The sequence below is a fragment of the Vibrio sp. L85 genome (genome assembly GCF_963871815.1).
GTDB lineage: Bacteria > Pseudomonadota > Gammaproteobacteria > Enterobacterales > Vibrionaceae > Vibrio > Vibrio harveyi.
This window is the reverse complement of sequence record NZ_CAWMYL010000061.1, coordinates 1-14,161: the sequence shown is the minus strand read 5'-3', so window position 1 is coordinate 14,161 and position 14,161 is coordinate 1. Positions and strand designations below refer to the sequence as shown.

Here is a 14,161-nt window from a genome sequence, read left to right as displayed (position 1 = left end):
CTTACTTCTGTTCTGGGTACACATAGTCTAACCAGCCCCACTTATCTTCCGTGGTGCTGTTAAATAGGCCGAAATAGGCCGCTTGTAGTTCTTTGGTGATAGGACCGCGCTTACCGCTGCCTACTTCAATTTTGTCGATGGTTGCAACAGGCACGACTTCAGCGGCTGTGCCTGTCATGAAGACTTCGTCAGCAAGGTAAAGGGCTTCACGAGCAATGTTTGCTTCACGAACTTCATAGCCTTTATCACGCGCAATGGTCATGATTGAATCGCGAGTGATGCCTGGCAGAATAGCGCTGGTTGCTGGTGGTGTTGTGATGACGCCATCTTTGATAACAAAGATGTTTTCACCTGCGCCTTCCGATAAGTAACCATCTACGCTGAGAGCGATGCCTTCATCATAACCGTGACGACGAGCTTCACCGCCAACGAGCAGTGAAGATAGGTAGTTACCACCTGCTTTCGCTGCGGTAGGGATAGTATTTGGTGCTGCACGGTTCCAGCTTGAAATCATCGCATCAACACCTTTCTCTAACGCTTCTTCACCTAGGTAAGACCCCCAAGGGAAAGCCGCAATGATCAGATCCATTTCAGTGCCAACAGGCGGGCAAACACCCAAGCCAACATTGCCCACAAAGCCCAATGGACGAATGTAAGCACTGTCGAGCTTGTTCTGGCGAAGGGTTTCACGTGTTGCTTCCATAATTTCTTCCACAGAGTATGGAATCGGGAAGCGGTAAATCTTGGCTGAATCTTTTAGACGTTGCGCATGTTCACGGTGACGGAAGACAATTGGTCCTTTTGGCGTGTTGTAACATCGTACGCCTTCAAAAACAGAGGTGCCGTAATGCATTGCGTGAGTAAGAACGTGAACGTTCGCTTCAGCCCACGGGAGCATCTCACCATTAAACCAAATGTAATCTGCAGTTTTCGTTGCCATTTATTGCCTTCCTTATGCACTTACGTGTTGTTGTAAGTTGTGATTTGGGAGTTCATCGTTGCGGATCTTAAGTACTTCTACGGTACGAATATCCCACAACTTCTCAATTTGATTGACCAAGAACGAGATAGGTCGATCGCTGTCGACGATGATCTCTACGCTGGCTACTTTGCTTTCATGGTTTTGGGTAGCTGCGACTTGTTTGATCACAAAGCCTCGGTGACGAATCACACGAAGAACGCGCTCTAACAGTACCGGTTTGTCGTCGGCTTTGATGTCGAGTAAATATCTGTCCATGTGATTGCCTCTTAAGTGTTTTCCAACATGTCACTATTTGATGCACCTGGCGGTACAAGTGGCCACACGTTTTCTTCCTCATCGATTAAAACGTGAAGCATGTAAGAAGTCTTACTTTCTAGCATCTCTTTGAGAGCCGGTTCGACTTCTTCTTTCTTGGTGATGGTCTTGCCCGGGATATCGAAGGCTTTTGCAAGCATCACGAAATCTGGGTTGTCATCAAGAATGGTTTCGCTATGACGACCGTCGAAGAATAGCGACTGCCATTGGCGAACCATGCCAAGACGTTGGTTGTTAAGAAGGACTATCTTCACTGGAATCTGACGACGCTTTAGCGTGCCCAACTCCTGCACGTTCATCATAAATGAACCGTCACCTGTAATAAGGATAGACTGATCATCAGGACGTGCGACCGCGGCACCCATTGCGGCTGGCAGACCAAAACCCATGGTGCCAAGACCGGCCGAAGTGATGAAGTTTTGCGGATCGCGTGGTTGGATATGTTGTGCTGCCCACATCTGGTGCTGACCGACGTCGGTCGACACAATTGAGCTATCCGGCATCATGTCAGACAGTTGTTTGAGTAGTAGCGGTGCGTAGATCAACTCGCCTGGGTGGTCGTAACGCCATTTGAATCCGCTACGCAGACTTTCGCTGTGATGCACCCAAGGGGAGATATCTTGAGTCAGTTCTAGTTGAGGAAGAATCTTGCTGATTTCACCGCGAAGTGGTGCATTAGCATGGCGAAGCTTGTGAATTTCGGCTGCATCGATATCGATATGAATCACTTTGGCATGTGGCGCAAAGGTATCGAGTTTGCCCGTCACACGATCATCAAAACGAGCCCCAACCACAATCAAAAGGTCAGATTCTTGAACTACTAGGTTCGCAGCTTTAGTGCCGTGCATACCCAGCATACCTAAATAGTGAGGGTCATGACGTTCAATGGTGCCCAAGCCTTTCAGCGTGCTGACCGCTGGCATTGGGTTTAACCGTAGAAACTCGCGTACTGCATCTGTCGCTTTGGCAATCTGTACACCGCCGCCGACGTATAAAACTGGGCGAGTTGAAGCGGCAAGTACTTCTTGTGCGCGCTGGATATCGGCGTCACTTGCTAATGGAGGGGCTGGTGGAACAAAAGGAGGCAGAAGTTCTATGGGTGCTTGGGCAAGCTGAACGTCTTTGGCGATATCGACAATCACTGGACCTGGTCGACCTGTTTTTGCAACTTCGAACGCTTCGGCAAGTGTTGGAGCAAGGTCTTCAATGTCGGTCACTAGGTAGCTGTGTTTGGTACAAGCTAGGGACATACCAATCACATCCATTTCTTGGAATGCATCGGTACCGATATGAGAGCTAGCAACCTGACCTGTGATGGCTACTAGAGGAACGGAATCGAGAAAGGCATCGGCAAGACCAGTAACAAGGTTGGTGGCTCCTGGTCCGGAAGTTGCCATACAAACCGCAACGTCTTGTGTTGCGCGGGCCATCCCTATGGCGGCCATGGCAGCCCCTTGTTCATGACGACATAAGATGTGTTCTACACCTCCGTCATACAAGGCATCGTAGATCGGCATGATGGCTCCACCCGGATACCCAAACACCGTTTCGATGCCTTGTTGCCTTAAAGCGGCTACGACTAGTTCTGCACCGGTCATCGTAAACCTCCTTTGCTACGTTGTGGCTCGTAGCTATCGCCATGTGTTTTGCACTTCATGTGCACTCCCATTCTTCCCGTTAAGCTGTCTGAGGGTTAGACAGATGACAACTTGTAGTTGTAAAAAAACCCCCGGACTTTTCAGTGCGGGGGTTTTTCGTAATTTGTGGTTATCTTTCGCCCACAATACCCCGCGCGGTGCCAATAATGACCACGATAATCAGGGCTAGCAGTGAGTTGTTGTGAGCGAATAAGTTCATCTGTCTGTCGTTCTTTTTTTCGTTAAAAAGTAGTGTGTAATGTTCTACGAAAATGTTTGCGTCACTAGTGGTAACACACAAATCTGCTGCATGACAAGCAAAAAGTCATTCTTTTTTCACATTAAGTACCATTCTGGACAGGCTATATAACATATCCATATAGAAAACATCTGGTTATATAACGAACAAAAATTTGAGGAAATTATGGGGCTGGCAATCATTCATAGTCGAGCAAGTGTGGGTGTGCAAGCGCCGTCGGTAAGCGTGGAAGTCCACATCAGCAATGGGATGCCGGGGTTTACGCTGGTGGGTCTACCGGAAACCACAGTAAAAGAATCGAAAGATCGTGTCCGAAGTGCGATCGTTAATTCCAATTTTCAGTTTCCAGCAAAACGAATTACGGTCAATTTGGCTCCTGCTGACTTGCCCAAAGAAGGTGGGCGCTTTGATCTGCCGATTGCATTAGGGATTTTGGCTGCTTCAGAACAAATCGCGACAGATAAGCTCAAAAACTACGAATTTGTTGGTGAATTAGCCCTTTCTGGAGGGCTGAGACCTGTAAAAGGCGTGCTACCTGCTGCGTTGGCTGCGAACAAAAAACAGCGTCGTTTAGTGGTGCCTCATGCGAATGGTGATCAAGCGGCATTAGTGGGTAAAGAGCAGCATAAATCAGCCCAATCGTTACTGGAAGTGTGTGCTGAGCTTTGTGGTCAGCATCAATTGAATTTATATCAAACCCCGAAGAAAAAAGAGACCAAAACGCACGGTCGTGATTTACAAGACATCATTGGTCAACAACAAGGTAAACGCGCTTTAGAAATTGCTGCGGCTGGCAATCACAACCTACTTTTTCTTGGTCCTCCTGGTACAGGTAAAACCATGTTAGCATCACGGCTATGTGATTTATTGCCAGAGATGAGCGATGAAGAAGCCATGGAAACCGCTTCTGTGGCGTCGCTGACTCAAAGTGAAATCAATGAACACAATTGGAAGACGCGACCGTTCCGTGCTCCGCACCATTCCAGCTCAATGGCTGCTTTAGTCGGAGGTGGCTCAGTACCAAGACCGGGCGAGATATCTCTAGCTCATAATGGGTTGTTGTTTTTAGATGAGATGAAAGTTATCCCAATAATTAAAATATATCAATGTTAACCTAACAGCTGTTATATATTGGTATAATACTAAATAGAGTCCCACTTTTTGCGTTGACAGTAGTCACTCTGATAACTAAGGTGATTATTAGTTGTCAATCTGTGGAGTTAGATTGTGAATACACCAATTCTAAAAGAGCTTTCTTTACTAAATACTGCATTGTCAGTTGAATACGTTAACTACCTCAAGTCTGCAGCTGTGTCTTCAGTCAATAAAAAGAAAATACATAAATTACTGAATATTTATGCATCTTACTGCTACTTAGTAGAACAAAGCAACTATACTGCATTGGAAATATTGAATGACTCCAACTCACTCAATGCGCACTTTCAGTCACTCATCGGTTTCATTTATAACCGCGGTAATGTCACTCTCAAATCACGTTATGCTTATTGCAGCCAACTCAAGAGGCTTTTCCGTTACATTGCACAGGATAAGCAACTCGACCTCGATGACATAAAGCTATCAGAAACCATTATTTCAGAAGATGCCCAGAGGTGCCTAGCGCAATTTCTTAAGCTTAAGATAGATAAAACAAAATCTGACTACTTAAATGGCTGGCAGGTAGTATCAAAAGAAGGTAAAAGCCTTGAGGTTCATCTTGATACCCTTTATGTAAATTTTGGCGAAGCGTTTACAAACAAGGTTCATCTTGCTTTAAAAAACTATGCATATACACAAAAATCAACATCTTTAGCTCAAGCATTAAAAATACTCAAACGGTTTTTTTTCGGCATGTCCTTTGTTTATAACGAAAAGGACGGGTTAACAATAGAAGCCCTCCTGAGCCGCAATTATGTGCAGAACTTTTTCCACAAGATATTTAAGGTGTTATTTGTGCACTCCCAAGCAGCCCAGCACTGCCCAAAGAGTTTTCATACTAAATGGCGAGATACAATTAACTATTATACAACGTGCTTTATCAACACTGGTGTTTTCGCTGAACCCCACAAACCATTCATCGTTCCACATTGGAAAGATCCGAAAGGTGCGGCGCCCACATTTTCGATTGGCGGTGATGCAACGCGGGAAGAAAGCCATCGATGGTTTGCCAACATCCCACTCAAAATTAAAGATGAAGAGGCTGTTTCAATTATTCAGCAACGCCTAGAGCGAGATATGGCATACATAAGACATGTATGTCTCGTGAAGTTTGAGGAACTTTTAGAACGAGAAGAAAGAAATAAAGCCTTCCTCAAAACTGGGCTGGTTAAACCGCTGAGTGGCACTTCAGGCTATCTGCAATATAACCACTTTCTTGGTGCAGATAAGCTAGACAATACTGTGGCAACCTTTTATGCACATGGCATAGCTGCGAAAGACCACTATCTATCATTTTTGGGGTTTCACGGTAATGCTAAACAACTTAACACCGAGTTAAACCTACCCACCTGTACAACACTGAATGCTCTTCTAACACTACTAGTGATGGAACACCCCTTAATAACACCATCTTGGCTAGATAAGTGGGAGTTGTTTGATGCTAATGACAATAAGGTGGGCTACAAGCAGGTTGGTAATCAGTATATTGCTGTAAGCTATAAATCACGCAAAGGGTCAACTAATTCGCAGCAAGACGTTGTGCTTAATGAGTTTTCTAAATCGGTTGTTGAGTTCCTAATACAACATACACGCATAGCGCGTGAATACTTAAAAGAGAAGGGGGATATCAATTGGAGAAAGATGATTCTATTTGCCACCACTAACAATGCACGCTGCCCAGTGAGCTTGGTTCATGGTCTTTACTCGGCAAATGATTTTTATGATTGGCTTCAAGATAAATCGCTCTTTGATAACAACAGTGATATCACCCTAGAGGATGCACGAGCTATTTCTGATATACATACGTTGCGCTCGATTAGGCGACATCGAGGTCTCCAAATTTATCTGAAAACACGTTCAATGGATGCGGTTGCCGACGCGCTTGGTCATGAAAAGAAAGATGCCAAGCTACTGACATCTTATCTCCCTAAACCACTGATGGACTTCTTTAATGACCGTTGGGTACGTCAGTTCCAAAATGCTATTTTAGTTGAAGCCATGAAAGATTCAGTGCATTGCCTCGATGCGGTTAATATGAGCGCTGAAGACATTGAAGAATTCTTAAACAATCACGGCATCAGTAATATTTCAGAGCATTTCGATCACGGTTTTGTTGAAAAGACCGCTACTGATAATGAAACCTCTGAGTCCTTAGCGTTCGACCAGTTGACTTACACTATTTCCACCTCTCTATTGCAGCTATTGATGGCGATACGCCTTATTGTTGAGAGCAGTGATGATGAGTCTTCATTTTTAGATATTGTTTTCCACTGGTATCAGTCAGCGGTGTTTATCCTCGATACCCTAAATTCAGGCAAGCATGGTGCTGATACTGATTTGATGGAAATGCTTGATATTGCAACCAATAACAAACTAGATACTGACTCGATCAAGGGAGCGTTGCTATGTTAAGTGTCGCTATCGACAATACCGCCATTGCTAGTCTCATTGAAGACATTGTGCTAGACCACTCGACTCTGAATGGTCTAAGTACAGAAATACTTGAGCAAATTATAAATTTCTCAGTAGTCAATGATGATTATCGAGCATTAGATATCATCACTCATATCCACACTGGCATCTACGGCTACGATGAAAGGCAGCCCGAATGGTTAGAATCCAATTTTTCCGCACGTAAATGGACATTAACATTCGGTAAAAAAACAAAAACGATACATTGGGATAGTGTGTATCTGGATGATGGAAAGAACCTCACGGACACAAAGCATCGCAAGTTATTAAACAGTTTTAAATACTGGATCACGGCGACAGATAATCCGCTTGAAAATGGTGGAAAAATTATCAGCCCAGTAGCGGCTAGCCGAAGGACTAACAAGGTTATCGCCTTGATAAATGCTATCTTGCTGCATTCAAAGGAATTGAAGCTTGCAAAATACCACCTGCAAAATGTGAATGATGATTTTTGGTTGAATATCTTAATGAAGTTCGCTGAGCATGGAAGTTTTCATGGGGTTTACGAGTTCGATAAGCGTACCAAAACATTACTGGATGATGCTTCTCAGAGTATTTCAGATGAAGATGCTCAAACGTTTAGAGAAAAATACCCTTACATTGTACGAGATATTGCCCAAAATGAGATTTTCTTATCTTTAGAAGCGAGAGACAAGGCGTGTACTTGGCTTTTTGAGCAAGATTATTATCAAAATAGAGGGGGCATTGATTATTACGGCAGGACTGCTTTACTCATCAATTTGTTATTTGATGGCAAGATGCTTTATCACGACATAAATATCCCCAATTACGCAGAGCTTCATCTCAAAGAGCAAAATCGAGACTCAGAATATCGTGCTGTTGCTAATAAAGATACCTCAACAGGCACGAATCAAAAAACAATATCAACCTACATTGAAGCCATTCGATTGATTCACACCAACCTTGAGCGTGAAGATGCCGCACGTCCATCCGTCCTGTCAGAACGTGTCAGTGCGGGTAGTATTGGTGAGTTAGTTGACCTAAAAAAGATGGGGCGAACTCGCACCTTACCGCCTAAGTTTGTGTTTAACTTAATTCGTCAATGCTATGAGTTTGCCAAAGAGCATCTGCAGACTGACAAAGGTGCTGTTACCATACTAGACGAAACACTAACTCTGCTTACTAACGCAAGAAGCAAATCTGCGGCGCAAAAGTCTAACCCCCATCGTCCACACCAAAATAACCCAGTTTGGAATGAAGAATTGCATCGAGAGATGTCCGGTTCGGAGCGAGGTTACTGGTTTCAAACGGAAGCCATCAACTGCCTGAGCGATAAATATTTAAGAAAAGGAATAAAACAGGTTCAAGCTTTTACAGAAAGTGTCGAAAATCGCCACGAACGAATTAGAGCCAACGAGAGTTTGTTTGAACTGTTCTCGGTGCTGCAAGGCGCTATACAGGTCTTGGTGGGAGCCATCATGGCACGGCGACAAGATGAGTTAATTGAGTTAAAGCCTCATGGCAACCTATCTCCCAATGTAGACCCTTTTTCGAAAGAAGGAGCAAAGACAGAGTACAGTTTGATATTCAAGGTAAAGAAGACAGGTTCAAAAGGCGTAAATGCGACCATAGAGAGACCTATCCCCTTATCTATCGCCAAGTTCATCTGGCAACTTGAGCAATTTAACATTAAAGCTAATGAGTTAAATTTAGGCAAAGGAAAACTGTCTTTGTTTAACAATTTACACTCAAGGAATTGCCAGTTAAGTCAGGTTCAACCCAAGACCTATAATGCACATATCGATGCGCTGTGTGATTACTTAGAAACGGACCTGGTAGAGTATGATAACGGTGAATACCGACGTAATTACGTTCGCCAGCATCAATTTAGACGCTTTTTTGCAATGGCATTTTTCTGGTCGAAAGGGTTTGATGGGTTGGACTCCCTACGTTGGATGCTCGCACACTCTGACATGCAGCATCTCTATAATTACATCTCTGAATCGGATATAGGGGATGTGCTTAATGGAGCGAAAGCCAGCATAATTGTTCGTGGTGTTGTCGATGCCACCTCTGAACTTGCCAAGCTCGACGGAATAGAAGAGGTTCGCAAAATTATTGCTAAGCGACTGACAGGTGATAACTCAACGCCGATCACTATAGAGTCAGTGAGTGAGGCGGCAGAAGATTACAATGATGAGTCTTACCTAACCGTTCCTCATATTAGCCAAATTCAAAAAGAACAGGACGTTGAAACAGAGGTTATTCATCTTTTAGAAGAGGGGCGGATCACTCTGGAACCAGAGTTTTTTACCATAGCTGATAGCAAAGGCAAAACCACTAAAACCTTTAATCTTATTTTAAAAATCAGAGACCTTGATTAAGGATTAGCTAATGAAAGTTTTAGAGAAAAACCAAACTAAGGTACTTGAAACAGAAAAGCTGTTGAGATCTATAATCACATCTCCCGCTGAGTTTAAAGATGATGAAGAGCTTATTAAGGCTCTTAAATCACAATCTGGCATCGCTAAGTATCAGGATCAGGAGCGTAATATCACATCATGCTCATTAAACACGGTTAAAAGCATTTCAGAAGCACTTTTAGAGAGAGGCTTCGTATCTTTAGATGAATTACGCATTAATGCAAAACTGGCGATAGAGGCTGCACATCACGATGAGAAAGCTTCCAAAGGTAATAAACAAACAGTCGTAGGTTTAAAGCATAAAGTCGCAGAGCTAGAGTCTGAGTTGGATGCAGCGCAGCGCAGCAATTCTTTATTGACCGTAATGGTTTCAGAGTTGCGCTCCAGGCTAAAGCAGTTAGCGCAGCATGAGGGCACAGTAGAAGAGCGACAGGAGCTTTACCGGGAGCATAATCGGCAGATTGAAGCAAAGATGAACTACACATTGAATGGAGAGATTTGATGGCGGTTCGTAAGCTTAAAGGCTTTGAACAATGGAGTCATCTTGGGTTTGATGGCAAACTTATCTTTCGTAAGCCCTTGGACATCCCTTTCGTTACATACAGGAATCATGTTCCTTGCTATGAAGCCAATGCTTACATCCATACTCTGATACTAAGAAATCTATCAAGAGACACTATTCGAGGTTTTGCACACCATATTATTCACTTAGTGCACTTTATTGAAAAACAGCCACTATTGAGCAGGTTTAGCCAACTTACGGACGCAACATTCACCCTTTTCATTCAATCACTACAAGCAGAGAGGACACCACTTGGTGAGCTGAAACGCACCAATAACTCTGTTATTCAAATTGCTGATACTTGTCTTAAATTTTTGCAGTTTGTCCAAGATTTTCACGACTTAAGTAACTTTATTGGCAAGGATAAAGGCAACTCAATTCAGATACTTGAAAAGCATTACAAACGAAAACAGGAAGGCTACAAAGGGTTCATTGAAGGCTCTAAAATTACGCACTCTGCGGTGCCAACAAAAGATGAAATCAAGAAGCGCCACCCTGTTGCGGAAGAAGACGCTTTACGTGTATGGGAGTTTATCAAGACTCAGAAAAGCAAAGATAAACGCAGACGAGATATGGCACTATATACGGCAATGGAGCAGTTGGGTTGTCGAGTGTCAGAGCTTCATTTAATTAAAGTAACCGATTATGAGGAAGCAAGACGCACAGGTATGATAACCCTTACTACCTTAAAGCGTAAGGACGATAACACCACTCGAAAGGTTCCAGTGCCGCACCTTTTGTTGTCGGTGATTGCAGATTACATCAAAGTACGTAAGAAGGCTATAAGGAAGAAAAAAGTCCAACATGACTACTTATTTATCAGCTTAAAGACAGGTCAACCTTTATCTGCTGAGTCATGGACAACATATATGAATCTGTGGAGGAAAGAACTTGGCATCAAGAGTCCGGTGCACCCACACCTGTGGAGACACGCATTTATTACAAACAAGCTTAAAGAGCTTATTCTGACCACTAAAGAAGTGAATGATAAAGATGATTTTCGAAAGCATTTGCTTCATACGCAAACATTTAAAATGCAGCTTCAGCAGTGGACAGGTCATACAAATCTTAGTTCTTTAGATATCTATATTGACTTAGCTTTTGCAGATATACACGGTTACACAGAGGTTTACAACGCTGTTTCTCTGAAGTCGAGTGTTGAACTTGCTAAACGTCAGTTTGAGTTATTAGAAAATCAGATAGCAAGTAAAGAGCTAACGCCTACCGCCGCGCTCTGTGAGATCAAGAGATTGTTAGGAGATTTTCAGTCCGATATCGATAATTGCATTGTATCTTCGTGACTATAAAGCTTTATAGTCACTTTTGGGGACAAAACCTAGTTAGAGTACTGAGTCTAACTAGGTTCGTTCAGATGAGAAAAAGTATCTTACAACCTTAAACGTTTGTATGTTTATTCATCACCAGGGGGAGCACTGACATTTGATGGGCTATTGTTACTGTTTTCAGGTGGTTGATAGCCAAACCTCCCGTTGTCACTAGATGAATCTGATTGCGGTTGATAACCTTTTTCAATTCGTTCAGGTTGATAACCATTATTTTGCTGCTGTTTGCCATCTGACATATTTACTCCTTTATCCTTTTCGTAACTCTACATGTGAGATTTCACTCGCTAGTATGATAATACCAGCTGTTCCATTTTTCGGTCTTTCAAACTTTCCAGTTTCAGATAGAATCCAAGTTTCTTCAAGATAGATTTGTTCTTCATTGGGAGCACTTGAGGCGAATGACTTATCTGAGTATTTTCCGCCTAACATTTCTCCATTTTTCAATGTCACTTTTACCCAAAACGGCTGCTCTTGAGAAAAAACGTAATCCCACGGCTTACCAATAGGATGAATGGAATTACCCTTGATGATTTTCAATTTCCTTACTTTTATCCAGATCCAGGATAATAATATTGGGTTAATCAAAATCATGTACAAACTAGAAACGATAAACCAGTGTTCATGAGACTTAGTGAATTCTTGGTTGGTCGTGGCAATGAGCAATGGAAGGCAGACTGCGTAGTTTATACAGCTATATGCAACCGTATCGATTAACTGCTTACTTGTATCTCTATTAGTATCGGCAATGAAAATAGAGTACACCTTCAGGCTTATAAAGCCTGGTATAACAAATGCGATAAAGATTACTAGCTTATCAATTTCCCAGATACTCATAAATTCCCTTGTTTAAACATTACAAGTGACATGGGTCTCCCCCATAAGGAACTGCTACACTTAACGTTATGCGTAAAGCACCTGAGACACCATGTCACACCACAACTATTTCGTCGAATTCAACTTAGCTAGTTGTTGCGTTTTCTACAGCCTTTTCTCATTTACTAAGCGCCAATATTGATAGCCGAGTGCGGTTAATCGGCAGGAAGTAGAATTAATGGCTGCAAAGTACATAAATTCTGCGTCTACAGGTACTACTAAACCCACACTTTGGTACTTTTGCAGGTCTTTAAATATCTTAACCTTCTCAGGATCTGCGCTTGCATCAGTATCTTCGTAGGAAGGGTCTAACTTATGCTCAGAATCTGGAGTTGGAAAATATTGGTTTATTTTTCGAAGAGTTTCAAATGGTACTTTAGGTGGAATAACACGTAATGGGGTAAAACTAGTGACGTTAGTTTTAAATATTGGTCGCTGATCCCAAGCCCCTAGAGCCTCATCAACGTACGCATACAGTGAACCAGGAGTAATATTACCACGAATGTCCGCAGCTCCCCCTTTTAGAGCATCAATCAATAGTGAGGTGAATATTCCTGCACCGTTTGCTTCTAAAGCAAATTCACTATCTCTACTGGCTGTTAATACGGACATTCCTTCTGCTAATTGTGCAGTACCATTTCCCGATAGGCTTGGTGAACCCATGGCACCAGAATGACAACAGTCGAATATTATAACCTTGTTTCTAGCCTTTGACTGATTGGCCAAAGCTAATATTTCATCCATGGAGACACCTTCATCGTACTTTTTAGCGTCAGTTGTGACCAAGTATCCACCTGTACTCTTAATGTAGCCATGACCAGAGAAATAGAGCAATGCCATATCGCTATCGCCCGTAAAAAGCTGTTCAATCGCCTCACGAAGCACAGACCTTGTAATATCTATGCTTGGGCAGGTTATCGTTTTTACCCCAAAGTTAGGGGAGCCGTCTCCATTAGATTCCAATATCGCAGCAAGAGTATTTGCATCGTTAACACACCCACCCAATGGCGACGATGGATAATCGTTTATCCCTATGATCAATGCCTTTTTCATAAGTCAAACCTACTTGTTCTTTCCTTCACCCATCATTTGCTCAATAGCTGATGCTATTTTATCCCAGTCCCAACTTATAGTTCTGTTACGCTGCAATCCTGAAGGGAGGTTACTAGTTGTATTGGCTCCATCAACATATACACCAAATACAGGGACATTTTGATCTTTAGCCATTTTTATTTCTTTAACCACTCCAGTTGCACTCGCCATAGTTTTACCACTTAAGACGATAAGCATATTACATTTACCAATCTTGCTTTTTATCAGTGCTTCCCATTGTGATTGGGGCAGCGAAGATTTCGACGACCAATCTTCAATTGCGAACGGGGTTTTTGAGTTCTTAGATTGGCCTACAAATAGATTCTTTTGAGTGACATTGTGATCAAAGTCAAAACTAATAAATGCTCTTGGGTTTGCCATCTTTTTTCTTCCTTATCTGTTGGATTAGTTGATTACATATCGATTAACATGGACTCTCTTCCCGAGGACTAATCACACACTTTAGTGGTCAATGCTAAGGATCGAGTCACCGTGTCACACTTCATTGATTACAGCAGGATCGATATAGCCAAGAACCACTTCAATCATGATGTGACTCATGAACAAGGCAAAGTATTACACTTCACAAATCCGTTACCTGCACTAATTAACTGACCACATTAGCAAACCTTCATTCTACGTGTATATGATATAAGTCACATTGCATTTAGTTGATTTTGAAAGGTGATTTGAATAAGTCTTTCTAACTGATAGTAAAGCGATTTATAACAGAAATGGGACGTAAACGTGCCTGACGAAAAGGCTGGCACCAAGTTGGACAAAATTTTGCGTGCATCTTTGCTAATTAACTAAGGTATGGCAAAGTCGCTTAGTTAAATGTCCAGCCAGGCTGGAGCAGATCATCATGATTACAGCGTACTTACTTCGAATAATTTTTCATAGGGCAAACTCGCATTAACAGAATGTGAATGAGCAAAACTACTAACGAGAAAAGGGGCACTTTCGAGCTAGAAAGCGCCACGGGTAAAAGTTCAACCTGAGAAGCTTTTGGACAAAAATGATTTTCAGAAAAGCGAACATTAGCGAACCATGAACAAGAACAGGATAGCAAAATGAAAAAAGC

Annotated in this window: 11 protein-coding genes and 1 pseudogene; 5 read left to right on the top strand and 7 right to left on the bottom strand. The window is 42.6% G+C overall.

Annotated features, from left to right (window positions below; all coding sequences use genetic code 11):
• Nucleotide 1: 1 nt before the first annotated feature.
• Genes ilvE through ilvG form a run of 3 tightly spaced genes read right to left on the bottom strand, consistent with a single transcriptional unit; the run spans nt 2 to nt 2,895 of the window.
• Nucleotides 2-940: a branched-chain-amino-acid transaminase gene (ilvE, locus tag AACR11_RS07725; RefSeq protein WP_029790003.1), complete on the bottom strand. Its 939-nt coding sequence runs from the start codon at nt 938-940 to the stop codon at nt 2-4.
• A 12-nt stretch (nt 941-952) separates the two neighbouring features.
• Nucleotides 953-1,237 (bottom strand): acetolactate synthase 2 small subunit, encoded by a 285-nt coding sequence (gene ilvM / locus AACR11_RS07720; RefSeq protein WP_005440786.1) that lies wholly within the window; start codon nt 1,235-1,237, stop codon nt 953-955.
• 11 nt (nt 1,238-1,248) lie between these two features.
• A complete protein-coding gene (ilvG, locus tag AACR11_RS07715) occupies nt 1,249-2,895 on the bottom strand; it encodes an acetolactate synthase 2 catalytic subunit (protein WP_009699088.1) in 1,647 nt (548 codons plus the stop codon).
• A 463-nt stretch (nt 2,896-3,358) separates the two neighbouring features.
• Between ilvG and AACR11_RS07710 the strand changes: the two are divergent.
• The 5 genes and pseudogenes from AACR11_RS07710 to AACR11_RS07690 all read left to right on the top strand — a co-directional run.
• Nucleotides 3,359-4,270 (top strand): annotated as a pseudogene (locus AACR11_RS07710) (YifB family Mg chelatase-like AAA ATPase); the annotation flags it as partial.
• Between the two features lie 150 nt (nt 4,271-4,420).
• Nucleotides 4,421-6,760, top strand: coding sequence for a hypothetical protein (locus AACR11_RS07705; RefSeq protein WP_079324634.1), 2,340 nt, complete (start codon nt 4,421-4,423; stop codon nt 6,758-6,760).
• The gene (locus tag AACR11_RS07700; RefSeq protein ID WP_079324632.1) at nt 6,754-9,165 is read left to right on the top strand and encodes an integrase; all 2,412 of its coding nucleotides are present in this window, start codon (nt 6,754-6,756) and stop codon (nt 9,163-9,165) included. The genes AACR11_RS07705 and AACR11_RS07700 overlap by 7 nt, the downstream gene beginning before the upstream one ends.
• A gap of 10 nt (nt 9,166-9,175) precedes the next feature.
• Nucleotides 9,176-9,706: a hypothetical protein gene (locus AACR11_RS07695; RefSeq protein WP_079324630.1), complete on the top strand. Its 531-nt coding sequence runs from the start codon at nt 9,176-9,178 to the stop codon at nt 9,704-9,706.
• The gene (locus AACR11_RS07690; RefSeq protein WP_079324628.1) at nt 9,706-11,067 is read left to right on the top strand and encodes a tyrosine-type recombinase/integrase; all 1,362 of its coding nucleotides are present in this window, start codon (nt 9,706-9,708) and stop codon (nt 11,065-11,067) included. The genes AACR11_RS07695 and AACR11_RS07690 overlap by 1 nt, the downstream gene beginning before the upstream one ends.
• Nucleotides 11,068-11,177: 110 nt before the next feature.
• Here the strand turns inward: AACR11_RS07690 and AACR11_RS07685 are convergent, their stop codons facing one another.
• From AACR11_RS07685 to AACR11_RS07670, 4 genes are all read right to left on the bottom strand, one after another.
• Nucleotides 11,178-11,348: a hypothetical protein gene (locus tag AACR11_RS07685; protein WP_001279479.1), complete on the bottom strand. Its 171-nt coding sequence runs from the start codon at nt 11,346-11,348 to the stop codon at nt 11,178-11,180.
• 10 nt (nt 11,349-11,358) lie between these two features.
• Nucleotides 11,359-11,946 carry a DUF6338 family protein gene (locus AACR11_RS07680; protein ID WP_079324626.1) on the bottom strand — a complete coding sequence of 196 codons (588 nt, stop codon included), beginning with the start codon at nt 11,944-11,946 and terminating at the stop codon, nt 11,359-11,361.
• A gap of 144 nt (nt 11,947-12,090) precedes the next feature.
• The gene (locus tag AACR11_RS07675) at nt 12,091-13,038 is read right to left on the bottom strand and encodes a caspase family protein (protein WP_079324624.1); all 948 of its coding nucleotides are present in this window, start codon (nt 13,036-13,038) and stop codon (nt 12,091-12,093) included.
• A 9-nt stretch (nt 13,039-13,047) separates the two neighbouring features.
• Complete coding sequence (locus AACR11_RS07670) at nt 13,048-13,458, bottom strand: TIR domain-containing protein (RefSeq protein WP_079324622.1); 411 nt, start codon at nt 13,456-13,458, stop codon at nt 13,048-13,050.
• Nucleotides 13,459-14,161 lie beyond the last annotated feature (703 nt).